This window comes from Acaryochloris marina MBIC11017 (assembly GCF_000018105.1).
Taxonomy (GTDB): domain Bacteria; phylum Cyanobacteriota; class Cyanobacteriia; order Thermosynechococcales; family Thermosynechococcaceae; genus Acaryochloris; species Acaryochloris marina.
This window is the reverse complement of record NC_009925.1, coordinates 1,727,884-1,753,041: the sequence shown is the minus strand read 5'-3', so window position 1 is coordinate 1,753,041 and position 25,158 is coordinate 1,727,884. Positions and strand designations below refer to the sequence as shown.

Below are 25,158 nucleotides of genomic sequence, written 5' to 3'. Positions count from 1 at the left end.
TTAGGGTAAATATTTAGTAATGCGTTTTAGTCCTGGAAGGTCAAGGGACTGACGTCGCCAAACTCGCACCATCAGCCAAAGGTTGCTGAGAAAATAGCTGGATGTAAATAAGCTGTTGAACAATAATTGCGAAATCCCCATACTCTGGGCATTCTCACCGCTAGTAACGGCGACCCCGGATGTCAGAAGTAGGGTGCCGATCAGCCAGGCCAAGCCAATTAAAGTGGCGACTCGGCTCACTTCTCGCTGTTTGCGATCGCTATCTCGTCGACTGAGGGTCCAGAGGGCCGGGACGACGCCAAACACAGGGACCAAATAAATGAATAGAAAAAGACGCTTTAAAGTTCTATTTTCTAAAACGTCGCGAGAATCTTCCATAGCGTTAGCGCTGGCGTGTTGATACCCCTATCCTAAAACATTGATGTTCAGCCCCTGATACTCGGGGGTTACAGCAAGGGCTGAGCCCCAGCCCTAAATTGAAGAGAATTATAACCAGAATGGCAAAGGCAAAGGCGAATTATTACCAAAAACGCCAAAGGCGATGGCAATGATCACCAGGGCCAACGTATATAAACTCATCACCACCGAGATTCCCGTTGACCAGAGCCCTACCTTCGGTAGGAACGACAGCAATAAGCCATTGCCGAGGAGTAAAGGAATAAGACAAAAAATTAATCCGAGTACCGTAGAGATAAGAATTGGAAAGAGACCTGTATTGCCGAGTTTGATCGGGCCAACGACGGTGGTGTATAAGGCTAGACTGGCGTATTTCCCTAACAAATATCCTGCGAGTCCACCAGCTAGGATCTCAACAATTTTTCTCCAGGACATAAGATGCTTTCTCCACGATTATTTTGAGGATAGTTGGCTTGAGAACTCAAGAGGGTGGGGGCTTTACCCTTGGGGACCGCTCAGTCTGAGCTACAATCCGAAGGGTAAACCGCTTAGATTGAATCACCTGAAAGGCCAAACGCCCCTAAGATAGCCTGTCTCGACGATAAACGCTGTGATTACCATCAACAGAAAAGATGATGAATCTTTGCTTTTTTAGTGTGTACCAAAAATCGTAGGAATTAAACAAATGATGCAGGAGTAAGCGTTCCCATCGGCAATATTCTGTGTTTGCAGGGCGATGGATAGCCCCTTATCCTCAATACTGAATGGAGGCGGAGAGAACTTATTCCGTTGTGGTGTTGACGGGCGCTTGTGTCTGCAGCGTTTGGGCTGCAATCTCTTTAATTTTGCCTTTGGCCTCTTGAGTCGCTGCGATGTTTTCGGCCTGCTGAAATAGGGATTGAGCGGTGGATAAATCTCCTGCTTCGCCCCTGAGAATTGCTTTCCCCACAATGGCTTTAACATCCTGGGGCTGGGCTGTCAGAATCCCATCATAAGTCGCTTCTGCTTTTTGCTTTTCTCCGGTTAATTCATAGAGGTCGGCCAAGTTGAATTTCAAATCGAGATGGGTCGGCTTTTGAGCCACAATTTTCTCTAATAACGGCACCGCTTTAGCCAGTTGACCCACTTCTACATAATGGTCGTAGACGGAAATCAGGGAATCTAAATTATTCGGATCTCGGGTCAACACATTGTGGTGATCTTGGAGCGTTCTTTGGGTTGCTTGTGCCTGTTGGGGAGGTTGGGTAGACCAGAGGGATGTCAGGGCAAACCCCACGGTTAAGAAGCCAACCACGCCAGCCGAAATAAGTCCCAGTGCAAAGCCGGGGCGTCGTACCGTGGGGACAAATTGATGATCGAGGGAGGTACTTTGGGATAAACTTGTGGCCAAATCTTGTCCAGATTGGACTGACCGAGCTTTACACAGTTCAGAGGTGACCCACACCAGGCCATCGGCAGAGCCACTGGCCCGTAGAACGGGGGTGCCGTCGATGCGCACAATCGGGATAGAGGAGTAAAACCGTCGATAGTTGGTGCGGGCATTCTCTAGGCGAATAATCAGGGGTTCTAGACATTTCTCAATTTGCAATTGGCCTAAGGGGCCTGCCTCTAAACGATCGCATTGGGTGAAGATCAGGGCCATCGGATATTGCAGGTTGTGATGTTTGATCAAAGATGCGATCGCAGTTACCAATTCGATCATGTCTTTGACTGATTCTAAATAGGCCGGTTCGTGAATAAGGGAATAAGCATTGATAAAGACACAACAGCCCTGGGAACTCAACACCATCGATTGAAATTGACGGTTGTTCAAATCACAGATTTCTCCGGGCATATCCCACCACCGGAAGTGACAGAGGGTTTGTGTCCCCCACAGCCGTTTCTGCTTCAAGCTAAAGGTGAAGTCAGCGATCTTCATGGTGGGAGGGGGATAATGGCCCGTTTGCGCAATATAGTTCAAGACCCCTTGGATATTTTTGTGAGCATCGTGATCGTCACAGTCAAACCATCGTTTTTGGGGCTGATCTCCTTCGTAGCGATGGTTTGACTCGGTATAGCTACCGACTAAAAAAACAGTTTTACCGACGCCCCGCTCACCAATGCTCAGCAAATTCAGGGTTTTAGGATCATCTCCAAATAATAAGCTCATGGTCTTAAAGGTTTAACGACTCGAAATAAAGGGGGGACTAGAAAATTGAATGTGATGAAATGCCAAAAATAGAAGCCTCAAGAGGCTACGATTCGATATGGATGAGATAGGAAAGTAATGGGAAAACCGATACCCATGGAGGGCTGAAGCGAGTCTCTATTGGATAGAGTTGCCCCGATATTGCATGTCAAAGTTGTCGGTGGATTCCTCTAAGAAGTCTGAGGCGGCCTGATCTAAATTAAGTTGGGTAACTAACTCATGCTGGGCTTCTGGAGATAACTCAGTATCTTTATCCAAATGTTCAATTTGGAGGGCCGTTTGGAGACGCTTGATCGTGCGGTTGATCTCGCCATCTAGTAGGCCCGTTAAAGCCTTAGCTGCTTTGACCAGCAGAAAAATATCTGATGTACAGTTCGCTAGAATGACGTATCCTTCTTGGGCCTGGACCGAAATTTTCTCAATGCCTTGCCACTGCAATTCTTCGTGAGTACTTCTGGCGAGATACAGCATAGTACCAGCAATAATCAAGGCACTATTTTCGCTAATACCAATGGGAGAGGTGATGGGTAGTCCTTCTATGGACACTAAAAATGCGCTTTGAATCCCAATGGGTTTGGCAATTAATTCATAGAGAATTTGCTCTAGATAGTTCATAGGGGCCGGCTGAGGCTGGGCCGGCTGAGGCTGGGCCGGTTGAGGTTGGGCCGGCTGAGATTTGCGGGGTTGAAGCGTCGTCCCAGGCTGATTTTTCTGGGGCTGAATAACGGTTTTTTGCTTGGAGAGGGATTGGGTGAGGTCTACTTCTTCAGAGGAGACAGCCGGGGAGGAAAGTCTGGACTGACGCTCACTGGCTGGCACAAAGATATTCAGCAACTCTTGCATTTGCAAAAACGTACAGCTGTAGTTGCGAATGTCATCGGGGATATCAACGCCAATCCGGGCAGGGGGATAGCCGCGAATATCGGGAATAGAGATATTTTCTAAAACCCCCTGACTCAGCTCTTCCTTGCTAGAAATCGCTGTTGGCCCTCGCTGTAGGCAGATATAGATACTATTTAGATAATCTTCCGTCAACGGTTCTGCCAGGTGGTAGCCAATAAAATAGGGAACATGACGACCAACATCATCGGTGGCATCGCCATACAACCACCCGAATAAGGTGTTGTCTGTATTAATTTGATAGAGGTAGGCCGCCCGATAGTCAGCAGCTGGGGGATTGTACGAGTTCCAGCGTAAGTAGACTACTTGATGAACAAATGCATGTTGAATCTCTTGCGGGATGTGGGGACTCGATAAGTGCCTAAACCCGACGTTAGGAAAACTGGTGTAAACAAGTTGTCCAAGAGACTGCAACATGATGGGGCCTAACGATATAGACGCTTCACCTGTGCTCAAAGAACTCAGAGGGCGATCCAATCGGATCACCTGATGAGATGAAACGTCACTCTCTCCACTATCCTGCCTTAAAACAGTATTTGTCACCAGCGTCTTAGTCATGTTGAACTCAATCTAATAGGGAAGTAGTCTTGCAACCGGAAGGGCCAATTTACGCAATGATGCAGCTTCAGCGCGACCCCGCTAAAACAATTTGAGAATGGAGGCAATAAACGAAGAAACCGAACGAATGGGAATTAATCCGCCGAAGGCAAACGTAGTGCGTTTCGAATCATAGTTGGCTTGCTGAGAGGTACGACCGCTACCGGAGCCAGGAGATAGATTGTCAATTTCCGTCGTATTGGACGATGACGACGAAATGATTTCCTGCTCAAAATAGAGATAGGTTAAGCCAAATCCAGCTGAAATGGTCTCCTGTTCTGGATCAGATAATTCAACAAATAAGTCTGATGGTAGATCGATGATTTGCGGAAGTTGCGGACTGTTTTGTAATTGAGCCATGATCTTTCTCCTAATGACGATGGATTAGTGGTTTAAAAACTTCTGATGTTCTCCAGGTTGAGTAGCTAGGGAGGCAAAGTCTCCTTCCAAAAGCAGTTGGCCTTTTTCCATTTGAATCAACCACTCTGCTCGTTTAATGGTGCTGGGGCGGTGGGAAATCATGATGGTCGTTTTGCCTTGGCGATAGGCTAGTAATTTATCTAGAACTTCGGCTTCGCTCACGGGATCTAAGCCTGCAGTGGATTCATCCAAAATCAAGATGGGTGGATCGTTAACAATGGCCCGAGCAATGGCTAACCGCTGCCGCTGCCCACCCGATAAGTTGGCACCAAACTCACCTAAAACGGTCTGGTACGTATTGGGTAATTCGCTGATAAAGCTGTCAGCATCCGCAATTTGGCAGGCCTTTACGATTTGTTCAAACGAGACTTGCGGGTTGCCTAGCTGAAAGTTCTCAATAATGGATCGACTCCAAAAATGAGGTTCTTGGGGGACAAACGAGACTTGTTGCCGGAGAGCGACGATGGACAAATCCTGTAAATTATAGGGACCGATTCTGACGGTTCCAGACTGGGTTTGATAAAGGCCTGCGATCACCTTGGCCAGGGTGCTTTTACCACAGCCGGATTTCCCAATGATGACGGTTACCTTCCCCCCAGGTAGCGTCAAGGAAAAATCATCTAGGAGAACGACTCGCCCAGCATGGTGAAAGTTTAAATGGGAGCAGGTAATATCATGGTCTCCAGAGAGCTGGGCAAAAGGTTTGTTAGTCTCTCCGACGGATTCTGGTGTGGCATCGATGACCTCTAAAATACGGCCAATTGCCGTTTGAGCCCGAAAATATTCATCTGTGAGGCCGATGATGGTCGTCATCAAAGCGAGCATGTTGCCTTGCATAGTGTTGAAGGCTAGTAACTGGCCAATACTGATTTCTTCCTTGATGACCAGCAGACTTCCCGTGGCCAAAAGAGCGACACTGCCAATACTCGAAATCAACTGAGTAAAGGTACCGTTGAGGACACTCAGTTGGATGGTGCTGAAGGTGAGGTGGGTTAGTCGGCCAAATCGAGATTGAAACTCTTCCCAAAACTGGGGCGCTGCGTTGGTCGTTTTCAGGACTAGCGCTCCCTTGAAGGTTTCAACTAAGACTCCTTGATTTTCAGAAGACAGAATCAGTAAATTGCGAGTTTTCTTCCGCAATATTGGCAGAAATGGCAGGGTTGAGATAGCCATGATGATGGCAATCCCTGCAGCCACTAGGGTTAAACTCGCGCTGTAAAACAGCATGAAGCCAATGGAAATAATGGCAACAAAAATTTGACTGGGGACCCGAACAACGATTTGTGAGACCAGTTGATTGACTTCGTTAATATCTCGCAAACGGCTGATAATCTCCCCGCTTCTGCGCGACTCATAGTAGTTCAGGGGGAGTTGCAGGATTTTGCGACCAAACTCTAAGACTAGACCGAGCTGCAGCCGCTGGCTGAAGTGGGCAATCAGGTTCGACTGCATGATTTGCAGGCTACTGCTGAACACTTGGGAAATGACAACCCCCACCACTACGACCGTCAGCAACTCCATATCCTGACGGACCAAGACATCATCGGTCAGAATCTGGATGAGAAAAGGGCTGGAGAGGGCCAATAATCCCAGGACAATATTGATCAAAAGGGCTTGGCTCAGAATCGTACGATAGGGCCAAATCCGACCCAGGAAGCGAGAAAATCCACCGGACTTTTCTTCGTCTTCGCCTCGATCATGAAATCGATCGACATCAGGCTCCAGTAAGAGCATGATGCCATTCCATGATTCGAGAAGTTCCTGTTTGGTGAGATACCGAATCCCCACGCCTGGATCGGCCACAACATACTTGCGACCGCGTTTGCCATAGAGAATGACCCAGTGATAGCCTTTCCAATGGATAATGGCTGGCAGTAAGATGTCCTGTAGCCGATCAATCAACGCTTCTGATGCTTTCACAGAACGGGCATTGAACCCTAGGGCTTCAGCGCCTCTTTTCAGACCTAACAGGGTGGTGCCAAGTTGTCCTGTTCCCACCACTTCCCGACTACGGGTAATGCTCAGTAGACGGCCATAATACTTGCAGATTGAAGCTAGGCACGCGGCTCCACAATCTTCTTCGCTCCATTGCTTGACACACTGGTAGCTTTTGCGTGATTTGAGTAGGGGATTGAGGAGCATTAAAGAGGGCATGGACAAGGTGCCTTTATCGTTTGATCAGGCGAGTTAGAAGTTGGACATTAAGCGGGCTTTTTTCAAGACAAATTGGAGAACGGTTTCTTGGCGTGACACAATATCGGCTCGACCCTCCATCCCAAATTGCAGGCGGCACCAGCGCTGTTGATTGCCCATATATAAGGTTCGAGGTTGTACGGTAACTTCATAAAAAGCTGGACTAGTGGCTGGACCGCTAGCATCATTCACCGGAATGGCATCCGGTGACACATTCATAACGGTTCCCTGTAAGGTGCCGTAATCCGTGTAGGGGCAGGCTGAAACGCGCATTTGAACCATCTGCCCTGTTTTCACCTGGTTGATATCTTGGGCGTTGACCCTAGCCTTGATAATCAAAGGAGCGTTGCGGGGGGCAATTTGAGCGATGGGGATTCCAGGCTGCACCACTTGACCGGGATTGCGTAGATTGAGCTGTAAAACGGTGCCATCGATGGGAGCCCGGATTTTAGTACCTTTGAGTTCGTTATCGATTTGCTGTAGCTCTTTTTGAGTGCGTTGGAGCTGCTTTTGGGCTTCGATGCGGGTGCGCATCAGCTGTTCTTTTTGTTGATTGAGACCTGCCAGGGTGACACTACCTCTGGCTTTTTCCTGGGCAATTTGTTCTAAGGCTTGATCAATAGTGGCGTCTGATGGATTGGTTGCAGCCTTAAGACGCTTAATTCTGGCGGATGCCGCTTTCAAAGAGGCTTCTTTCTCTTTGACCTGCAGTTTGGCAATGGCTCCTGATTCCTCGAGTTCTTTGAAGCGTAGATACTCTTCAGAAGCCAGGTGGTACCCAGCTTGGGCTTCTTCTAGGTCTGCTTCGGTACTGATTTTAAGATCTTGATAGCGACGACGGTGTGAGGTTAAGTTGGCTTCTGCGGCGGCGATGGAACGGCTGACTAACCGGGTTTCAGCAATAATTTGATGGTCTAACGCTCTGAGTTGAGCATTGATCTGATATCTCTGCAGGGTAATGGATTGGATATCTCCTTGCAGTTGGCTTTTGCGGGTTTGCAACCCTGAATCGTCTAGCTGTGCAAACAGATCGCCTTTTTTGACGACCTGGTTTTCCTCCACGTTGATATGAGTAATGGTGCCATCAATACCACTTTGGACGATACTCAGGCCACCTGCGGGCCGAATGGCTGCAGGGGCTTTGACAGTGATGCTGAATTTGAGGGTAGAGGAAATGGCAACAGCGGCACCGAATACCAGCACCAAAACCATTCCCCCCATTGAAATCCACGGGCTAATGGAGGGTAAAAATTCATCTTCCTGAACAAAGTGAAGTTGATCAGGTTGGAGGGTATTCATGGAATCTTATGGGGCTATGCATTAAGGAGATTGATAGGGGGTTAGGTCAAGAAACTAGCTAATCTTTAATGCCTGTTATAATTAAATCCTTGAGAAGCTAAAAGCTCTCTGAATAGCTAAAACACTGGAATCTCAATGTTTTAGCCACTTAAGGGAAAGCAGGATATATCCAAAAACCTCACTTGCACTGGGATGATTGAGATACCTGCCTTCCCGGTTTTTTTATCAATCAATCTGGCCGAAGACGAAGTTGAATGCCTTGGTGTCTATGGTTTGGTTCATGTGGGTGATTGACCCAGATGCACTAGCACCGTTGGGGCCAGCAGTGGCTACGCCACTCGCTTGATAGAGGTTTAACTGAGAGAAGAATTCCGTCTGATTTAAGTTGAATAGTGTTGTTGTGCCCCCTGCAACAATTTCTTGCTCATGTTCAGATAGCTCTATAAATAACTCAGAGGATTGACCAGACATAATAGTTGATTGGAACGTTGGGACAAACTGGAATAGGGCTGGATGAAATTGTGATTCCATAATGAACTTGATAAAGGTTGTTCACTAAAAGAATTCATGCAATTTATACAGCCCTAATCGTGTGGTTTTGAAACCTAGAACTCAGTCAAATGGATGACTATAGTACGTTGCCATACTGAAAGTTAATGGCAGTGGTATAAAGTTCTTGGTTGGCACCAGCAATTTCACCAGCCGCTGCAGATCCACCAGGACCAGAAGCAGCACCACCAGCAGCACCAAGAACTTCAGTATTGGATTTAAAGCTGGTTAGATTGGCATTGATCAATGTGATTGAACCACCCGCAACGAGTTCTTGCTGTTGATCAGATAATTCAGTAAATAATTCAGACATGATATGACCTCACTTGCACTTAAGAGATTAATGGAATTAGATGTAAGTACTACTGAAAAGCTTAATTTCAAACTAAAAAAGAATTGTTGTTAGTTTGTTCGGTATTGTATACACCTGCTTTCAGTAGTCTTGCAAAATAGAACTATGTTGTTAGGGTAAAAAATGATGCCTAAGCAACGTTACCGAATTGAACACTAAGCGCTTTAGTATCAATTTCTTGGTTCGCACCAGCAATTTCACCAACAGCAACTGATCCACCTGGTGTGGAGCCAGCAGCCCCAGCAGCCCCAAGGATTTCAGTATTGGAGTAGAAATTTGTGGCATTGACGTTGAGTAGAGTGACTGAACCACCAGCTACAAGCTCTTGCTGTTGATCAGACAATTCAGTAAATAATTCAGACATAATGTAACCTCACTTGCACAAAAAAATGAATGTGAATAATGCTTGGAACTAACCAAAAGCTGGGATCAAAACAATTGTGAATATCCTAGGACTATGCCACAGTGATTTCGATAAAATCACCGCAAGCAAAATACTTGATGTCAATGCATCTTAGCTTTTAGGAACCTGTCGTCTTCTATGTGGTGGAGTACTAGGTTCACAATTAAGACCAGCTCTTGGTTGTTCTCAATACAACGGAATGTTGGTAATGATTAAGCCAGAGTTAATCTGTACCTAGGAAACATTACCAAATTGAACACCAAGAGCATTGGTATAAATTTCTTGGTTCGCACCAGCAATTTCACCAACAGCAACTGATCCACCTGGAGTAGAGCCAGCAGCTCCAGCAGCCCCAAGGATTTCAGTATTTGAGTAGAAGTTGGTCGCGTTGACGTTGAGTAGAGTGACTGAACCACCAGCAACGAGTTCTTGCTGTTGATCAGACAAGTCAGTAAATAATTCAGACATGATATGACCTCACTTGCACTAAGGTATTTAATCGTTTACGTTGAACAGACTTTGTTTTTGGATTGAAAATAAAGTCTGTTTGTTTAGAGTTTTGAAAAGTATTTAGTTTTGCTCCCGTTGGATACTTTTCATCGCTTGTTATATTAATACAGTAGTGATTATTTCAAGTCAAGCTTTTTTTGTGAAAAAAAATTAATATTGAAATATTGTCTGTAAGTGATATATGAGAGCTTTATTCTAAATCTATATTGATGTGAATATGAAATATAAAAGCCCAAGAATACTAAGATTTTTTTGATCGCTTTGAATCTTGGTATTCTTGGGCTGTATTCAGATTTGAATTGTGTAGATAGTGGATTATTGCAATTGCACTATCTATGGAGATTTAATTTTTTAGTTTTTAGAAGTGTATATAGGAGATATATTTTTTTCCTACAGTATGCATATCTAAATTCATGATACACATCTAGATACGTAATTATTTTTCTTCTAAATATTTTCTTTATATCTGATTTTTTTACATTGCTGTTGATGCATTGACAAAGATATGAGGATAAAAATGCAGTGAATAGCTTATGATAGCTCAGCTTTAACTCCTGACTCACTGGGCAGTTAGGACAGAACTTTCTCCGTTCAGAGTCTCCGTCTTACAGTGCTGGCCTTTAAGTAAATTGGTGCAAATATATGCCCAGAATCTAGGTTTGATTCCATAACACAAGGACTATTGGAGAATGCTATCTAGATACTGGAAATATTCTTAAGTGGTATAGGTTGCCAATTTTTTTCAAGATCTGAAATGAGTCTTTTAGATCTTAAAGAAATCCAGCACCTTTTTGGCAAGACAGAAACTCTTCTGCTTGCTGATAAGGAAAATAATTATTCTGACTTCTGTATTCTTTGTTCATTCGATATCTACGTTGAATACAGTGTATGCAGTCGAGAGGCAATTATTTTAAAATTGCGGTGATATCAGTTATTCCTTACGAAAAATAATGTGGTTTCCAAGGTCCGCTTTCTCAGGTGAATGGGAAAAGCTGTCATTTTTATTGCTAAAAAAAGGGTGTATACCAATACCAAACAGTTGTTGTGCTCATTCCCGTCAAAAACGGACACAACAACATACTTTTTGACTCAACCCTTGGTTCAATCAGTTGAGTTGGAGAAACACAGAATCCATCACCTACTTGACAGTACAGTACGGACTCGCATCACCTGGATAAGTGATCCGAATCACAAGAATGTATCGTTAAATACATTTTCCCTAAATAATAATGTGTTTGTTAGTGGATGCCTTGGTGGTTTGGGACAATTATAATGAAAAGCTTAAGAATGTGCGGAGCGAAAGCCTGGATCTCAGGCTAATATTGATGGTATTTCGGTAAATCTACAATGCCCAGGCCCCGTAAACGTTTTGCTCAGCATTGGCTCAAAAGTCAGGCTGTGCTTCGGCAGATTATTGCTGCAGCCAAGATACAAGGATGCGATCGCATCCTTGAAATCGGTCCGGGCAGAGGGGTCTTAACCCGCGAACTGCTGGCCCAAGCTCAGTCCGTGGTTTCCGTTGAGCTAGATCGAGACCTATGCAAATCCCTGCGTCACACCTTTAATGACCAGGAAAATTTCACATTACTGGAATTGGACTTTCTGAATCTGGATGTGGCGGCAGAACTCACAGAGCCGCTCCCGAATAAAGTCGTTGCCAATATTCCCTACAACATTACGAGTCCGATTCTAAGTAAGCTGCTGGGCCGTATTGATGCACCAGCGCAGCCCGTTTATGAAACGGTGGTATTGCTGATCCAAAAAGAGGTGGCGGATCGGTTGGTGGCCGAACCGGGTTCAAAGATATTTAATGGATTGTCGGTGCGATCGCAATATCTAGCGGACTGCGAATTAATATGTCCAGTCCCCGCCTCTGCCTTTAAGCCTGCCCCTAAAGTGGAGTCGGCTGTAGTGCGACTAACCCCTCGCCCCTATCCCCAACCTGTGCAAAATCCGCAATGGCTTTCAACCTTACTAAAGGTAGGATTTAGCAGTCGTCGCAAGATGCTGCGCAATAATCTGAAATCACTAGTGGATCGGGACCAGTTATCAGAGTGCTTGAATACCCTCAATATCAGTCTCCAGGCTCGTGCAGAAGACCTGAGTGTGACCCAGTGGATTGCCTTAAGTGATTCTGTGCATCCAAGCCAGGTATAGACGAGGTAGAGTGTTGATTGCACTGGTTCATCCGGCCTCTAACTTATGATGCACGCTTATACCCTGAAGGCTCCCGCCAAGATCAATCTATTGTTGGAAATTATTGGTGATCGACCGGATGGGTTCCATGAATTGGTGATGGTGATGCAGAGCGTTAACTTGGCGGATATCGTTGAGTTACAGCCCCTGAGTGGCGATCGGATTGAGCTGTTTTGCAATCATCCTCAAGTGCCTTGCGACCAGTCGAACTTGGCCCATCGGGCCGCGAGGCTGATGCAGGAACAGTTCCCAGGCAAAGGCGGTGTCGCCATTACGATTGATAAAAAAATTCCCATTGGTGCGGGGCTGGCGGGAGGGTCTGCAGATGCGGCAGCCGTGTTAGTGGGGTTGGATCTGATGTGGGGGTTGGGATTAACCCAAGCTGAACTCCATACCTATGCGGCCAAGTTGGGGTCTGATATTCCCTTTTGTGTGTCGGGGGGAACGGCCTTGGCCTTAGGGCGAGGGGAAGAACTGACGCCACTTCCTGACTTGGATCAGCTCTATGCAGTGTTGGCCAAGTATCGAAGTTTGTCCGTTGCCACGCCTTGGGCCTATAAGACCTATCGGCAACAATTTAGTGAGTCCTATGCTCGTGATCCAGAAGCGCTAGAAAAGCGGCGACGTGAAGGACATTCGGTGGAACTGTTGGCCGCGATTTCCCATCGCGATTCCCAAAAAGTGCCTCAATATCTATATAACGATTTGGAGAAAGTGGTTCTGCCTGAACATCCTCAGGTGCAGGAAATTCGTGACTTATTCCAATCTTTTGGAGCCTTGGGAACGATGATGTCAGGGTCAGGACCAACGGTGTTTGGGTTAGCGGATTCGCGTTCCAAGGCCGAGTTAATGGCGACCCAGTTACAAACGGCTCTTCCAGATCCAGATTTAGAAATTCTGGTAACTAAATTTTGTAGTAGTGGCATTCAATTGTTGTCTTAGTAAAAAGGGCATTCAACCCGAAAGAATTGAGTTCGCTGGTTTGCTAAGAGGATTATTCGTGCTGCATGTCGGTCTATTAACGGTTGAGCAGCGATGAACCCTGATCTTGATATTGTGTAGGGTACGTTAATGCGACTCTACGGTATGACTCCAGATTCTGACCCGCAAGCCTTACCCCACCATATTTCTCAACTCCGCTGTGGTTTGGGCTGGGATGCCCAGTTGGACTCCGCACTGGATTTAGATCTGACGGTTTTGGCTCTGGGGGCGGATGGGACGTTAGTGGACGGAAAAAGGGGCATGATTTATGCGGGGCGTCCTCGCCATCCGTCTGGCGCGATTAAGTTGCTTGCTGATAACTTGACGGGTGAGGGGGAAGGGGATGATGAGGAGCTGTTAGTTTATCTGCTGATGTTACCGACAGATATCGCCAAGCTGGTGTTTGTGGTTTCGATTGATTGTGGGGAAACCCAAAAGCAAGATTTTAGTCAAACTGAAAATGCGTTTTGGCGAATTTTGAATGATGCCAACCAAGAGGTGTTGTTGCAGTGTTCTTTGTCTAATGCTCAATGGCAGGGCGTGACGATGCTGCTGGTGGCATCGCTAGAACGTGTGGATACTCAATGGCAGATCGTTCCCTGTGTAGAACCTGCTCCACAGAAAAATCGTAATGAGTTGCTGCATCATTATCTTGCAGAATGAATAAAAATGGCTGGGGTTGTTCACTATCTCGTATGTTGATAGATCTCAGAGTCGGCTGTCGGGTGAAGTTAGGATATGGATACACCTTCGGCCTGTAAGGGAGAGTGCAGTTGTGCGGACACTAACCAAATGGTCAGTTGCAGACTATCAGCATATGCGCAAGCTAGGCATTCTCGATCAGCGGCGCTGTGAGCTGATTAATGGAGAGATTTGGGATATGGTTCCCGAAGGTGAATTTCATCGATTTGTTAATCATCGTGGGGGCAACTATTTACGCGAGATGATGAAGGGAGAAGCAGAAGTGTTTGAGGCCCATCCCGTCACGCTAGCGGAGTCTGAGCCAGAGCCAGACATTGCAGTTGTTCGTCTACCCGATACTCTTTATCTACAGCATCATCCCTATCCAGAAGATATTTATTGGTTGGTGGAGGTTGCAGATTCTACTCTGGCTTACGATTTGAACACTAAACGAAAGCTCTATGCGGAAGCAGGTATTGCGGAGTATTGGGTCATTGATGTGACTGGAAGGGAAATGACAATGTTTAGAGACTTATGGGATGGTGATTATTCGACTCAAAATGTAGCGAGTGACGGAATCGTCTGTCCTGTTGCTTTTCCTGATATATCAATAGAGGTTCGACAATTGGTGAGTATTCCAGAGTGATAATTGAATGTTTGAGTGAGTGATTTACATAAAATATTGCTCAATCACTTCAATTGCCATTGCTAGGCCATCTTCTTGCTGAATTTGTTGACTGAGGTCTTGGGCTTTATGCTGCATTGATGGAGTGTTAATAATAGCCTGAATCCTGGTAGCTAAAGTTTCAGCCGTTAACTCAGCAAAAGGAAGCGGTGCAGTTCCAACCCCTAACTGTTCTAGTCGTTTACCCCAAGCAGGCTGATCGGCAAAAAACGGCACAACAATAGAAGGCGTTCCAGCTCTCAGTGTGGCAGCAGTGGTACCCGATCCACCATGGTGGATGGCGGCAGTCACCTGGGGTAGAAGCCAATCATGAGGTACTTCCTGAGTCACATAGAGAAAATCAGGCACTTCTGTGGTTTTAAATCCGCCCCATCCCGTGCAGAAAATAGCACGCTGTCCAGTTTCACGAAGAGCAGTAACAATAGCGTCAACAATCATTTCAGGATTGCAGGCCATCATGCTGCCAAAGCCAATGTAAAAGGGTTTTGGCTCAGCTTGGAGAAATGCGTTCAGCTTAGAAGAGGGCGTGTAGGGAGTTGAATTATCGAGAAATAAATAACTGCCCTGATGCACATGAGATGGCCAATCCGGCGGCGGTGGTAAGACTGCCTCGCTGTAACAGTTGAGAACAGGGAGTGGTGATAGGTGGGGTGGGTGGGAGCGACGATAACGTGCTCCCATTCGTGAGAGAGGAGGTAACTGCAGTACCTCTTGTCTAAACCGATTCATTAACGGTTGGCTTTTTTGCCAAGAGAGAAACTCTACCAATCGAAACGTAAAGACGTTGAAGTAACCGGCTAATTTCCCTTGGGCAGAATCAGCGAATTTGAGAAATGGATAAGAACGAGTGGCGGTAACGGGGACAGGCGTGACCAGAATCGCTGGAATATTGAGCGCTTCAGTTAGGTGATATCCCCATGCAGCTAAGGGCGCAAAAATTAGTAAGTCACTCCCCTGGCAAGCTTTCCAAGCATCCAACCGTTGTTGCCATCGCAAATCATCATCTATTAACGAGACATTGGTATTGCCCTGGAGAAAGGCTAGCCCAGCAGGTGAGGATAGAATTTGCTGAAAGTCACCTGCAATGGGCGCAAAGGCAATACCCAGCTCTTGGACAAAATCGGCAAAGTTGATGCTGGCCGCTAACGTTACCGAATAACCTTTGGCCATCAGACCTAGGGCTAAGGCACAAAAAGGCTGAATATCTCCTCGGGAGCCGATCGTCAAGATAGTGATTTTTGTCATGAGAGTAGGGTCTCATGCAAAACCTGTTGGTGGCTCAGGGCTTGCTGGGTGCGATTTGCAATCTCATTCCTCGACAAGGCAGTTCCTTTTTGAAAATGCTCCAGCCAGCTTTGGCAAATCACCTCTGGGTCATCAGGGATTTGATCTAAATCCCAGCCGGGACACTGTTGAGCCTGCATAAATTGACGCACTTTGGGGTCGTAGCTGAGGGCAAAACAGCGGCTACCCTCGGCAGCAGCCATAATTAGTCCATGCAAGCGCATAGCAATGGTCATTTCGACGGTTTGGAACACCCCCTTCAGATCGCTAGGATTGGTCAGACGAATGAGTGAACTATGGTCAGGGATTTGGCCGTGGATAGATTGGGCAATCTCCAAATCCTGGGTGGCTTGAAACGGGACAATCAGGATATGGGCTTGGGTTTGGGCCTGGAACTTGAGCAGGGCTGTGGTCAGGTTTTGCAAATGAGGGGGAGTAAGTTGAGGATGTGACCTTAACACCAATGCAACCTTTGGCGATGGCAGTTTATCCACCCACCCCACGGGCTTTGCCGCCAAGTTCCAGACTGGATCAGGAGCAATTTGGTAGGGAATCCCCCAGTCCTCGATATATTTTGCTGAAGCTGGGTCGCGCACGCTGACGGCAGAGCAGTTGCGAAATGCCCGTCGAGCCAAGATTTGAGTACTTTTGCGTTTGAGAGGACCAATCCCCTGAGCCCAAGCAATGGTTTTTAAGCCTAGTCCTTGGGCCAATCCCATTAGGCCAATATAATAGACCGGGCTGAGGGCACTGGTAGCATCTTGGATTAGGCTACCGCCGCCCCAAATAAAGGCTTGAGACTGTTGGATGGCCTGAAACACGCGGATCGAATTGTTGCGATCGCAAGTCTCCACCTGATACTGTCGCGCTGTCTGCTTGGGATTCGAAGACAAAACTAGGGGTGACACTTCTTCCGGCAACATTTGCAGTAGGGTCGCAAGCAAGGCTTCATCGCCGCCATTGCCGAAACCATAGTAGCCACTTAAAATCGCCCGCATCGGTTTCAGACCTCTCCCAATCCAATCTTCTGTAAGATTATCCTAGACCGCCCCTTATTCATGTATCGGTTATGCACGCCCTCTCAATTCCCACCTGGATTATTCACGTCTCCAGCGTGATCGAGTGGATCATGGCCATTTGGCTGATCTGGACCTATAGCGAAGTTAGTCAAAACCCGACATGGCGGTGGTTTTCTCTCGCGATGTTGCCCGCCTTGGTGGGAGCCATGTGTGCCTGCACTTGGCATTTCTTTGATAATCCTGTCGAGCTGGAGTGGCTCGTGACCCTGCAAGCGTCTATGACCGTTCTCGGCAATACGACCCTCTGTGGTGTAGCGGCCCTGCTCTGGTCCCAACGCCAACCCAATCCCGATGCTTAACCTGCTCAACCATGGCTACTAAAGACGCACTATTTGCTATTTCCCTCATCCCTTATCTGGGGTTTCTGTGGTTTTTGACCCGCTCGGGGCAGGCTCCTCGACTGGCTCTAATTGGGTTTTACCTAACCCTGCTGTTTATTGCAGTAACCGCCCCTGCTGGCATTTATGCCCTTAAGGTTTATGGGGTTTCATTAGCCAATCTTGACTGGCTCCACGGCTCAGCTGAAGTCTTTTTGACCCTGTCTAATATTGTGATTGTGCTGGGGTTTCGTCAGGCGATTCTGCAAGCCCAACAAGAAGCCGATTAAAGGGTTTTTAAATATTCCAGCAGGTCAGCCATCTCTTGAGGGTTGGCTTGAAACTTGGGCATCGGTGGTGTTTTGCCGCTGGTGATTTGATAAATCAAACCTACCTGGGACCGATGGGTGGTGACCCGGCGCAAACTGGGGCCGACCTTGCCGTCTCCAGATGTGCCATGACAGCCAGAGCAATTGAGTTGAAAAATAGCATTGCCTTGAGCAACGGTGCCTTCATGGTGCAAGACATCTTGCACATAGGGATCAGACAAACGAGCTTGATAAACCACACCGATGATCACTGCGATCACGAGGAGCCAGCCAAGAACGACCAAGAGTGCTTTTTGAATACTGAGGCCGGGATTTAGAGTTTGATCTGATTTGAGTGCAGGGTCTTCCAAAAGGGTTGTGAAGGGGATTACGGCTTAATCTTAAGGTTTTTTGTAAGAATGGATAACATATCTTAATATAACCTTCAGCATTACTCCCTGTCATTGATTGATGATTTGCCGCATATAATCTCCCCATACAGCAGCGGCTTGGGCACTACTGCCAGATGTAGGGCTATTATCGTCATTGCCGAGCCAAATTCCTGTCAATAAGTTGCGGCGAGGCACGTAACCCACAAACCATAAATCTCGACCTAAATTAGTGGTACCTGTTTTTCCCGCAGCCCCAGAGGCAACCGCAGCGCCTCGCCCTGTGCCGGATTGAACCACTTGGCGCATCATATCTTGCATCACCACAGCAACCCCAGGATCGAGCACTTGAGTGCTGGCATTTTGGGTGCCGTCATAAATGACTCGGCAGGTAGAAATAGAACGGGAATCTTTGCAATCTCCGGCATCGAGTACCTGGCGGATGGCTCGGGGGGTATGGCGACGACCCCGATTGGCCACAATAGCAAAAGCCCGCGTCAGCTCCAAGGGCGTTACTTCACTTTGCCCTAGTACTAAGGCTGGCACCGCCTGCAAGGGAGAGGTAATTCCCAATTGGCGAGCGGTTTGGACCACTCGGGGAATACCAACATCTTGGGCGACACGCAAAGCCACAACATTTTCGGATAGGGCAAATCCTCGAAACATATCAATATTGCCGCTGCCGCCATTCTGGCAGCCGGTAAAGGTTTGTCCCTGCCAAGTCAACGGAGAGCAGGAATAGGTTTTATTAGGGGAGATATTGGCATCTACGGCTGCCGTATAGCCGAATAGTTTAAAAGTCGAGCCGGGTTGTCGCTGGGCTTGGGTGACGCGGTTAAACTGACTTTTACTAAAGTCGGTGCCGCCCACTAATGCAATAATTTCCCCCGCTTCATAATCCACGGTGAGTAACGCCCCTTGGGAATAGCCAAAGGTTGATCCAGAGGTGGCGACGGCATTGGACAGGGTTTGTTCTGCCGTGTTTTGAACCGCCAGATCTAAGTTAGTCGTGACAATAAAATTGCCTTCTTGAGCCAGACTGGCCCCTAATAATTCCTCTAGCTCGTCAAAGACATAGCTGTAATAGTAAGGGGCCTTGACGCTTTGCAGTTCTTCCCGAGCTTTGGGGCTAATTTCAATGCGAGAACGACGGGCGCGATTAGCTTCTTCTTGGCTAATTCGACCTTGCTGAGCCATGCGGGTAATGACTCGATTGCGAAATTCTAGGGCCGCATTGTAGTCCTGGACAGGGTTAAACGCATTAGGGGCAGGTAAAATGCCCACGAGGGTGGCAGATTCGGCAATGCTTAAGTCTTTGGCAGACTTATCAAAATAAAAGCGAGCTGCATCTTCAAACCCATTGGCATAGATGCCTAAATAGACCTTATTTAAGTAGGTCAGCAATAAGAAGTCTTTGCTGTAGTAGGTCTCTAATTTAAGCGCAACGACGGCCTCGCGGAATTTGCGGTCTAGGGTATCTTCACTGCCGACGTAGCTACGAAAAACGCTGCGAGCAAGCTGTTGGGTAATCGTACTGGCCCCTTCCCTAACACTGCCCCCAGCCACGTTAGTAATCACTGCCCGGACAATCCCAATCGGGTCGACGCCCATATGCCAATAGAAGCGACTGTCCTCAGAGGCTAGTAAGGCATTCACAATATGGGGGGAAAAATCATCCAGACTTTTCAACTCCCCATGAACCGTATCCCGACGGCGTGCCAAAGGCGTTTGGTCTCGGGATAGAACGACGATAGGCCCTTGGTTAGTGGTGGGTAAGGGACGAACCGTGAATTTCTGCCATTCTGCCGCGACCACGAGGAGGGTTAAGCCCACGACGCCTGCAGTGCCATAGAGAAGATAGCGCATCCCTCGCACGTACCAGGGCGGTGGATCGATATATTCGACACTGACCGCAGCTTCTAGAGCGGCGGGGCCGAGGGTGAGGACATCTTTATGGCGCAAGGCATGGGAGTCTACTCGACGTTTGCGGCGGAAAATGCCGTTGGTGGATTGCTCATCCCGAATCAAAAAGGTGCGGCGTTTGCCATCCCGCTGAATCGAGGCATGTACCTGGCTGACAATGGGATTGCGAATCACAATGTCACAGGTGCGGGCACTGCGGCCAATAATATAGCGATCGCTAATCAGGGGATAGCTTTGGGGTTCCCCTTCACCGGAATTAATTTTTAGCTCTGGCACCCGAGCATTCCGCTTCAGGGTAAGCTTTGACAGATCTGCTTTCGCTTGAATGGTACGAACCACCTGCGTCACATTCCCTAGAAAGGTTTTTGACGGAGAAGGTTTAGGAGATGTCATGGGCAAATCTCAATCGTCAGGTTGATGGCTCGGTGAGTACCAATGCGTCGTACAGGGGGGCGTCAGGTTCGATCGTATAAGCTGTGCTTGGCCCAGCGGGCTATTTCTCTATCCTACTGGGCGGATGCCGAAAGCTGCTGTGATGGACTGAATTGCTGTTGAACTCTCGTCTCTCCTATTTAGCACTTTTCCCCCATATCCGGGTGTATCGACGATCATTGACCTTCGCTTTGATCTGTACGGTGGTCTATGTACTGTCCATGCCGATGATTGCCGTCCTGATTGGTCAGGCCGCCCAGTATGTGGGGGACCAAAACCTCCAGGCCCTCCTTTATTTACCGGGTGTCGTTGGCTTGTTTTTTGTGATTCGGGGTGGGTTTGAATATGGCCAAGATGTGTTGATGGCTCAAGTCGCCTTTGATATCACCTTGAATCTTCGTCGCCGCGTTTATACCAAGCTTCAGCAACAAGAACTGCCCTATTTTCAGCAGGCTGCTACAGGCGATTTAGTCTATCGGATGACGGAAGATATTGATCGCATTGGTGAGATTCTCAACCAGTTGTTTCATCAATCTGTGCCCTGTGCCCTACAGCTAGTGGCGATTCTGGCCTATATGATTTATCTCAACTGGACCTTGACTGTTGCCGCTTTGATCTTAGCGCCATTGGTGGGCTGGGTGATTGGCTGGTTTGGTGAGCGCCTGTTAGCGTTTGCTCGTAGAAGTCAGACCCAAGTGGCCAGCTTGGCTAGTCTCCTGACGGAAACCCTCAGGGGTATGGCAGTAGTCAAAGCCTATGGCGCTGAAGACTATGAGATGGAGCGGTTTATGCAGGTGGCTCGGCAAAGCCGTCAGGCCACCTTCGCCGTCGAGCGGATTAAGGCGATTCAATATCCGATTGTGGGCATTATTGAAGCGATCGCAGTCTCGCTACTTTTTCTCATAGGCGGCTGGCAAATCAGTTTGGGACAGCTGACCCCCAGCCAATTTATTAGCTTTGTGGCGGCGGCGGTTTTACTGATTGATCCAATCAACCTGATCACCGAAAACTACAACAAGTTCAAGCAGGGACAGGCTTCTATTGATCGTATCCAGGCTCTCCTCGATCTGCCGTCTTATCCTGAGCCTCAGAATGTAAAGCCGTTGCCCCGGATTAAAGGGGCAGTGGAATTCCGGCATGTTTCTTTTGCCTATCATCCTCAGCAACCGGTGTTAGAGAACCTGAGTTTTCAGGTGCAACCCGGAGAGACCGTGGCCCTGATTGGTCCATCCGGTGCAGGGAAATCCACCTTGGCGCATCTGTTGTTGCGCCTGTATCAGCCGACGGCAGGTCAAATTTTGATAGATGGGATTGATCTACAATCCATCTCTCGCCAGAGCTGGTATCAACAGATTGGTATCGTGCCGCAGCACACCTATTTATTCTCAGGTACGATCGGCCAAAATATCGCCTATGGCCAGGTTGACTTTGACTTCGCCCAGGTCCAGAAAGCCTCTGATATCGCCAATGCTACCGAATTTATTCAGCAGCTTCCTCAAGGCTTTCATACCTATTTAGGGGAACAAGGCACCACCCTCTCAGGGGGACAGCGTCAGCGCATTGCGATCGCCCGAGCAGTCTTTCGTAATCCCCGTATTTTGGTATTGGATGAGGCCACATCTGCCTTGGACACAGAATCGGAAGCATTGGTTCAGGCCGCCTTGGAGAATCTGATGGGCGGGCCTGCCTCAGGTCAGTGCACCGTTATCCTGATTGCCCATCGTCTGACAACCGTTCTGAACGCGGATCGAATTTTTGTAGTTGAAAAAGGCCAAATTGTCGAATCTGGAACCCATCAACAGCTGATGGCGAATGGTTTGACTCGCTATGCCAGTCTTTATGCCAAACAGTTGAAGTAATCAAGGCGTAGGGGTGACGGGGGCATTTTCGCCGGAGACTCAGTTTTTAGGTGTGATGTCTTTCTTTGACTCGCTGTCGAACTAAGACGGCTGGTCTTTTGACGCCATAAAAGGATTTGACGAGAATACCGAGTTGTCTTTATCTGCGAAAAAATAGGATTTGTTTTGAAAGTTAACCTCCTTTGGTGTTCTCCCCAGGCATTACAGTCTTCTGGTGCCATGATCCTCGCTATTCTTCTAGGAATAGAGCCCTGCATGGCAGAAGATTTCAAAGTACAGCAGCCCCAACTGCTAGAAGTTTCAGAGCTGTTTTCTCTCAAGGGTTCTGAAGCGCAACTCGTTGTTTTAGACTCTGATCTCCAAAACGAGGTTTCTGATGATCCACAAACGGGTGTTAAGTCGAGCCTCCAGACCATGGCTGAACTAAAACCGAAATCGGTTGATCATCCTCAAGATTGGGGTGTTATTGCCTCAGGGGATGCCCCCCTACATATTGCCGATCGCCTGGAGAGTGACTCAGCTGAAGAAGAACCGTCTGCTGAGAAGGATGATAAGTCGGAACCGGCAGAATCCTCAGATAACCTGTGGCGTTCAGGGCGTCCCGACGGCCATGCACCGATTGGTGTCATGGGCGATCATACCCATGGAGCGGGCGAAGTGATGTTTTCCTACCGCTTTATGCGGATGGATATGGCGGGCAATCGAGATGGCACAACTGATTTGACGCCTGCTCAAGTATTGCAACAGTTTCCAGTTACCCCCACCGAAATGACGACGGACATGCACATGTTTGGAGCCATGTATGCCCCTACTGATGAACTCACTCTGAGTGTGATGGCTCCCTATATCTTCAAAAGTATGGAACATGTCACCCGTATGGGGACACGGTTTACCACTCAGTCCGATGGTTTTGGGGATATTCAGTTGATGGGGCTGTACAAAATTCTCGATCAAGATCGGCAGCGGATTCACTTCAACGCGGGGATCAGCTTCCCAACTGGATCGACTAACCGCAGAGACGATACCCCTGCAGGTCCAAATCAAGTCCTTCCCTATCCCATGCAGTTGGGATCAGGCACTTTTGATTTACACCCTGGGATCACCTATTTAGGCCAATCCGATCATTGGTCCTGGGGCGGACAGGCCTTAGGCACCATTCGTCTAGGAACGAACGGGAATAGCTATCGGCTTGGCAACCGCTTCAATCTAACAGGATGGGGAGCCCGCCGTTGGAATAACTGGTTTAGTACCTCGATACGGTTGAAAGGGGCGACCTGGGGCAATATTATAGGTGCCGATCCTCGCCTGAATCCGGCGATTATCCCGACCGCCAACCCCAATCTCCGAGGAGGAACCCGTTTGGATGTGGGCTTGGGACTTAACTTTCTCGTCAATCAGGGAGTCTTGGCAGGCCATCGGTTAGCCGTAGAGTTTGCCCTGCCGGTTTATCAGTCCCTGGATGGCCCCCAATTAGAAACAGATTGGGTGTTAACCCTGGGTTGGCAGAAAGCATTTTAGTCCCCTCCGTTCAGATGGAGAGGCAGGTCGGCGCAGTCTTTTTGTGTCTGTTTTGTAAAGAGAGATACGTTTCTTTATCTTTCTTATTAAGAGAATGGAGAAATGAATGACTTTCTTCGCATAACTACGTTACCGTCTTAACGGAGCGGCGGTATTCCTTGCCCAATATTGCGGTTAAGTCTTTACTACTACGCCTTTTACCAAGATTTAAAGAAGGGCTTAGTTCAGGGCTGGAATAGAAAAGGGGTTGGATGTTAGTTCTTCGAAACTAGCGTTAATCCTTTAGGCTGCAGGCCCCTTGATGCCTCTACAAAATTTTACATATCAAGACTTGACGCCTTTTGAGTCTTCTTAGAAACTAATTTCAAGTAGTTACTCTCTCGATCAAGAACTTTTGTTATAATTTGTCCTAAATTGATAACGGTTCATTAAGACAACTTATATAGGTTCGATGCTGGAGTGCATTGGATCTTCCCCAGCTCCTCTAGTCTTCGGTGGTTTATAAAGCATGGAAACCCTTGAGTTTGTCATTTACCCAGATGGTCGGGTGCAAGAAATGGTGACCGGTATTGTTGGTGCGTCCTGTGCAGAAGTGACTGCCGCTATCGAAGCCCAACTTGGCAAAGTGGTGAGCCATCAACCCACCTCAGAATTTTTTACTCAACCAGATACCTTGCAGCAGACTGCTGTCAATCAAGTTGGCCATAGCCAATGGTAAATCCTGGGTTTTAGGCTCAAGTTTCCTCTCCCAATTGTTCATATCACTCACAAAAATTAAGTCACTATGTCTCATTTCAGCCAAATCAAAACTCAAATTCGTAATCTGCCTGCATTGCAGTCAGCTTTAAACGATCTCGGTTTAGACTGGAAAGCTGGCCCTCAGCCCATTAGAGGCTACAAAGGCAAGACCCAATCTGCTGAGTTGGTGATTGAACAAGACAACGGTTATGACATTGGCTTCAGCAAATCAGACGAAGCGTATGAGCTTGTTGCTGACATGGACTTTTGGCAGCAGGCTTGGTCCGTTGATCGCTTCTTAGAGCAAGTGACTCAGCGCTATGCATACCACACTGTGATTAATACCACTGCTCAGCAAGGCTTCCAGGTCGCCGAGCAAGTCAATAATGAAGATGGCTCCATTCGTCTAGTGGTTCAGCGCTGGAATGCGTGATGACTGATTTAAAAAATGCTGGCGTCCCCGACGGGACGCCAAAATCTACTCAACCTGCTTCCTCACGCTCAGGCCTAGAGCCTGAACTGGGGGGTGGGTTTCGTACTGAAAATGAGCGTACTGGTCTAGAACCTGAGCTGGGCGGTGTGATTCGCCAGAAAGGGGTTTATGTTGATGAACCCACCTGTATTGGCTGTAAGCATTGTGCCCATGTCGCTCGAAACACGTTTTATATCGAGCCAGGGTATGGGCGGTCACGGGTGTTTCGACAGGATGGCGATGCGTTTGAGATTGTCCAAGAAGCGATTGATACTTGCCCTGTAGATTGTATTCATTGGGTCGATTATACGCAGCTGCAGCAGCTAGAAGCCGATCGGAAATATCAGCAGGTGAATATTCTCGGCTCCCAAATTCCGGCTACCTATACTAAACGGGTGGTACCCAAAAAAGCAGGACGCAAACCTCGTCCAATTTCCTTGGATGAGTCGGGGCCAGGTCTCTGAGTCCTTCCGTTCGTTTCTAATGGCT

26 protein-coding genes are annotated in these 25,158 nt (G+C 47.7%); 11 read left to right on the top strand and 15 right to left on the bottom strand.

Translation table 11 applies throughout. The features are described from left to right. The 11 genes from AM1_RS07880 to AM1_RS07830 form a co-directional block, all read right to left on the bottom strand. Positions 1–378, bottom strand: coding sequence for a hypothetical protein (locus AM1_RS07880; RefSeq protein WP_012162297.1), 378 nt, complete (start codon positions 376–378; stop codon positions 1–3). Positions 379–486: 108 nt separating this feature from the next. Continuing rightward, positions 487–831: a hypothetical protein gene (locus AM1_RS07875; protein WP_010467911.1), complete on the bottom strand. Its 345-nt coding sequence runs from the start codon at positions 829–831 to the stop codon at positions 487–489. Between the two features lie 346 nt (positions 832–1,177). Next, a complete protein-coding gene (locus AM1_RS07870; RefSeq protein ID WP_012162296.1) occupies positions 1,178–2,545 on the bottom strand; it encodes a tetratricopeptide repeat protein in 1,368 nt (455 codons plus the stop codon). A 156-nt stretch (positions 2,546–2,701) separates the two neighbouring features. Then, positions 2,702–4,042: a roadblock/LC7 domain-containing protein gene (locus AM1_RS07865; RefSeq protein WP_012162295.1), complete on the bottom strand. Its 1,341-nt coding sequence runs from the start codon at positions 4,040–4,042 to the stop codon at positions 2,702–2,704. 81 nt (positions 4,043–4,123) lie between these two features. Then, positions 4,124–4,441, bottom strand: a complete 318-nt coding sequence (locus tag AM1_RS07860) for a hypothetical protein (protein WP_012162294.1) — start codon at positions 4,439–4,441, stop codon at positions 4,124–4,126. Positions 4,442–4,465: 24 nt separating this feature from the next. Then, positions 4,466–6,655, bottom strand: a complete 2,190-nt coding sequence (locus tag AM1_RS07855; protein ID WP_012162293.1) for a peptidase domain-containing ABC transporter — start codon at positions 6,653–6,655, stop codon at positions 4,466–4,468. 33 nt (positions 6,656–6,688) lie between these two features. Further along, entirely contained in the window at positions 6,689–7,993 is a 1,305-nt protein-coding gene (locus tag AM1_RS07850) for an HlyD family secretion protein (RefSeq protein WP_012162292.1), read from the bottom strand. A 225-nt stretch (positions 7,994–8,218) separates the two neighbouring features. Further along, on the bottom strand, positions 8,219–8,524 hold the full coding sequence (locus AM1_RS07845) for a CTB family bacteriocin (RefSeq protein WP_049783704.1): 306 nt from the start codon (positions 8,522–8,524) through the stop codon (positions 8,219–8,221). Positions 8,525–8,621: 97 nt separating this feature from the next. Further along, positions 8,622–8,855 carry a CTB family bacteriocin gene (locus tag AM1_RS07840; protein WP_012162290.1) on the bottom strand — a complete coding sequence of 78 codons (234 nt, stop codon included), beginning with the start codon at positions 8,853–8,855 and terminating at the stop codon, positions 8,622–8,624. Between the two features lie 169 nt (positions 8,856–9,024). Further along, the gene (locus AM1_RS07835; protein ID WP_010467895.1) at positions 9,025–9,258 is read right to left on the bottom strand and encodes a CTB family bacteriocin; all 234 of its coding nucleotides are present in this window, start codon (positions 9,256–9,258) and stop codon (positions 9,025–9,027) included. A gap of 273 nt (positions 9,259–9,531) precedes the next feature. Beyond that, positions 9,532–9,765 (bottom strand): CTB family bacteriocin, encoded by a 234-nt coding sequence (locus tag AM1_RS07830; protein ID WP_010467893.1) that lies wholly within the window; start codon positions 9,763–9,765, stop codon positions 9,532–9,534. 1,389 nt (positions 9,766–11,154) lie between these two features. Between AM1_RS07830 and rsmA the strand changes: the two genes are divergently transcribed. The 4 genes from rsmA to AM1_RS07810 all read left to right on the top strand — a co-directional run bounded on the left by rsmA (position 11,155) and on the right by AM1_RS07810 (position 14,311). Next, the gene (gene rsmA, locus AM1_RS07825) at positions 11,155–11,964 is read left to right on the top strand and encodes a 16S rRNA (adenine(1518)-N(6)/adenine(1519)-N(6))-dimethyltransferase RsmA (RefSeq protein WP_012162289.1); all 810 of its coding nucleotides are present in this window, start codon (positions 11,155–11,157) and stop codon (positions 11,962–11,964) included. A gap of 48 nt (positions 11,965–12,012) precedes the next feature. Continuing rightward, a complete protein-coding gene (gene ispE / locus AM1_RS07820) occupies positions 12,013–12,945 on the top strand; it encodes a 4-(cytidine 5'-diphospho)-2-C-methyl-D-erythritol kinase (RefSeq protein WP_012162288.1) in 933 nt (310 codons plus the stop codon). Positions 12,946–13,074: 129 nt separating this feature from the next. After that, entirely contained in the window at positions 13,075–13,647 is a 573-nt protein-coding gene (locus AM1_RS07815) for a TerD family protein (RefSeq protein WP_012162287.1), read from the top strand. A 112-nt stretch (positions 13,648–13,759) separates the two neighbouring features. Further along, positions 13,760–14,311 (top strand): Uma2 family endonuclease, encoded by a 552-nt coding sequence (locus AM1_RS07810; protein ID WP_012162286.1) that lies wholly within the window; start codon positions 13,760–13,762, stop codon positions 14,309–14,311. A 24-nt stretch (positions 14,312–14,335) separates the two neighbouring features. On the opposite strand, the gene AM1_RS07805 is transcribed toward AM1_RS07810, so the two are convergent. After that, the gene (locus AM1_RS07805; RefSeq protein ID WP_012162285.1) at positions 14,336–15,595 is read right to left on the bottom strand and encodes a glycosyltransferase; all 1,260 of its coding nucleotides are present in this window, start codon (positions 15,593–15,595) and stop codon (positions 14,336–14,338) included. Beyond that, positions 15,592–16,632, bottom strand: coding sequence for a polysaccharide pyruvyl transferase CsaB (gene csaB / locus AM1_RS07800; RefSeq protein ID WP_012162284.1), 1,041 nt, complete (start codon positions 16,630–16,632; stop codon positions 15,592–15,594). The genes AM1_RS07805 and csaB overlap by 4 nt, the downstream gene beginning before the upstream one ends. Positions 16,633–16,703: 71 nt before the next feature. On the opposite strand from csaB, the gene AM1_RS07795 reads away from it, so the two are divergent. Together AM1_RS07795 and AM1_RS07790 are read left to right on the top strand one after the other, a co-directional pair. Next, positions 16,704–17,012, top strand: coding sequence for a DUF2499 domain-containing protein (locus AM1_RS07795; RefSeq protein ID WP_012162283.1), 309 nt, complete (start codon positions 16,704–16,706; stop codon positions 17,010–17,012). An 11-nt stretch (positions 17,013–17,023) separates the two neighbouring features. Next, entirely contained in the window at positions 17,024–17,320 is a 297-nt protein-coding gene (locus tag AM1_RS07790; protein WP_012162282.1) for a DUF3593 domain-containing protein, read from the top strand. On the opposite strand, the gene AM1_RS07785 is transcribed toward AM1_RS07790, so the two are convergent. Beyond that, positions 17,317–17,709, bottom strand: a complete 393-nt coding sequence (locus AM1_RS07785) for a c-type cytochrome (protein WP_012162281.1) — start codon at positions 17,707–17,709, stop codon at positions 17,317–17,319. The genes AM1_RS07790 and AM1_RS07785 overlap by 4 nt on opposite strands. 90 nt (positions 17,710–17,799) lie before the next feature. Next, positions 17,800–20,043, bottom strand: a complete 2,244-nt coding sequence (locus AM1_RS07780; protein ID WP_012162280.1) for a PBP1A family penicillin-binding protein — start codon at positions 20,041–20,043, stop codon at positions 17,800–17,802. 158 nt (positions 20,044–20,201) lie between these two features. Between AM1_RS07780 and AM1_RS07775 the strand changes: the two genes are divergently transcribed. From AM1_RS07775 to AM1_RS07755, 5 genes are all read left to right on the top strand, one after another. Next, on the top strand, positions 20,202–21,941 hold the full coding sequence (locus AM1_RS07775; RefSeq protein WP_012162279.1) for an ABC transporter ATP-binding protein: 1,740 nt from the start codon (positions 20,202–20,204) through the stop codon (positions 21,939–21,941). 255 nt (positions 21,942–22,196) lie between these two features. Next, positions 22,197–23,459 (top strand): transporter family protein, encoded by a 1,263-nt coding sequence (locus AM1_RS07770; RefSeq protein WP_012162278.1) that lies wholly within the window; start codon positions 22,197–22,199, stop codon positions 23,457–23,459. A 508-nt stretch (positions 23,460–23,967) separates the two neighbouring features. Beyond that, positions 23,968–24,177 (top strand): DUF2997 domain-containing protein, encoded by a 210-nt coding sequence (locus AM1_RS07765; RefSeq protein WP_010477853.1) that lies wholly within the window; start codon positions 23,968–23,970, stop codon positions 24,175–24,177. 66 nt (positions 24,178–24,243) lie between these two features. Continuing rightward, positions 24,244–24,630, top strand: a complete 387-nt coding sequence (locus tag AM1_RS07760; protein WP_012162277.1) for a DUF1257 domain-containing protein — start codon at positions 24,244–24,246, stop codon at positions 24,628–24,630. Further along, positions 24,630–25,133, top strand: a complete 504-nt coding sequence (locus AM1_RS07755) for a ferredoxin (protein WP_012162276.1) — start codon at positions 24,630–24,632, stop codon at positions 25,131–25,133. Before AM1_RS07760 ends, AM1_RS07755 begins: the two co-directional genes overlap by 1 nt. The last annotated feature ends 25 nt before the right edge of the window (positions 25,134–25,158 follow it).

What these genes read in the sequence shown, in the direction of transcription:
- AM1_RS07880 (WP_012162297.1), bottom strand. Translation starts at nt 378, where the DNA reads ATGGAAGATTCTCGCGACGTTTTAGAAAATAGAACTTTAAAGCGTCTT.
- AM1_RS07875 (WP_010467911.1), bottom strand. Translation starts at nt 831, where the DNA reads ATGTCCTGGAGAAAAATTGTTGAGATCCTAGCTGGTGGACTCGCAGGA.
- AM1_RS07870 (WP_012162296.1), bottom strand. Translation starts at nt 2,545, where the DNA reads ATGAGCTTATTATTTGGAGATGATCCTAAAACCCTGAATTTGCTGAGC.
- AM1_RS07865 (WP_012162295.1), bottom strand. Translation starts at nt 4,042, where the DNA reads ATGACTAAGACGCTGGTGACAAATACTGTTTTAAGGCAGGATAGTGGA.
- AM1_RS07860 (WP_012162294.1), bottom strand. Translation starts at nt 4,441, where the DNA reads ATGGCTCAATTACAAAACAGTCCGCAACTTCCGCAAATCATCGATCTA.
- AM1_RS07855 (WP_012162293.1), bottom strand. Translation starts at nt 6,655, where the DNA reads ATGCCCTCTTTAATGCTCCTCAATCCCCTACTCAAATCACGCAAAAGC.
- AM1_RS07850 (WP_012162292.1), bottom strand. Translation starts at nt 7,993, where the DNA reads ATGAATACCCTCCAACCTGATCAACTTCACTTTGTTCAGGAAGATGAA.
- AM1_RS07845 (WP_049783704.1), bottom strand. Translation starts at nt 8,524, where the DNA reads ATGGAATCACAATTTCATCCAGCCCTATTCCAGTTTGTCCCAACGTTC.
- AM1_RS07840 (WP_012162290.1), bottom strand. Translation starts at nt 8,855, where the DNA reads ATGTCTGAATTATTTACTGAATTATCTGATCAACAGCAAGAACTCGTT.
- AM1_RS07835 (WP_010467895.1), bottom strand. Translation starts at nt 9,258, where the DNA reads ATGTCTGAATTATTTACTGAATTGTCTGATCAACAGCAAGAGCTTGTA.
- AM1_RS07830 (WP_010467893.1), bottom strand. Translation starts at nt 9,765, where the DNA reads ATGTCTGAATTATTTACTGACTTGTCTGATCAACAGCAAGAACTCGTT.
- rsmA (WP_012162289.1), top strand. Translation starts at nt 11,155, where the DNA reads ATGCCCAGGCCCCGTAAACGTTTTGCTCAGCATTGGCTCAAAAGTCAG.
- ispE (WP_012162288.1), top strand. Translation starts at nt 12,013, where the DNA reads ATGCACGCTTATACCCTGAAGGCTCCCGCCAAGATCAATCTATTGTTG.
- AM1_RS07815 (WP_012162287.1), top strand. Translation starts at nt 13,075, where the DNA reads ATGCGACTCTACGGTATGACTCCAGATTCTGACCCGCAAGCCTTACCC.
- AM1_RS07805 (WP_012162285.1), bottom strand. Translation starts at nt 15,595, where the DNA reads ATGACAAAAATCACTATCTTGACGATCGGCTCCCGAGGAGATATTCAG.
- csaB (WP_012162284.1), bottom strand. Translation starts at nt 16,632, where the DNA reads ATGCGGGCGATTTTAAGTGGCTACTATGGTTTCGGCAATGGCGGCGAT.
- AM1_RS07795 (WP_012162283.1), top strand. Translation starts at nt 16,704, where the DNA reads ATGCACGCCCTCTCAATTCCCACCTGGATTATTCACGTCTCCAGCGTG.
- AM1_RS07790 (WP_012162282.1), top strand. Translation starts at nt 17,024, where the DNA reads ATGGCTACTAAAGACGCACTATTTGCTATTTCCCTCATCCCTTATCTG.
- AM1_RS07780 (WP_012162280.1), bottom strand. Translation starts at nt 20,043, where the DNA reads ATGACATCTCCTAAACCTTCTCCGTCAAAAACCTTTCTAGGGAATGTG.
- AM1_RS07770 (WP_012162278.1), top strand. Translation starts at nt 22,197, where the DNA reads ATGGCAGAAGATTTCAAAGTACAGCAGCCCCAACTGCTAGAAGTTTCA.
- AM1_RS07765 (WP_010477853.1), top strand. Translation starts at nt 23,968, where the DNA reads ATGGAAACCCTTGAGTTTGTCATTTACCCAGATGGTCGGGTGCAAGAA.
- AM1_RS07760 (WP_012162277.1), top strand. Translation starts at nt 24,244, where the DNA reads ATGTCTCATTTCAGCCAAATCAAAACTCAAATTCGTAATCTGCCTGCA.
- AM1_RS07755 (WP_012162276.1), top strand. Translation starts at nt 24,630, where the DNA reads ATGACTGATTTAAAAAATGCTGGCGTCCCCGACGGGACGCCAAAATCT.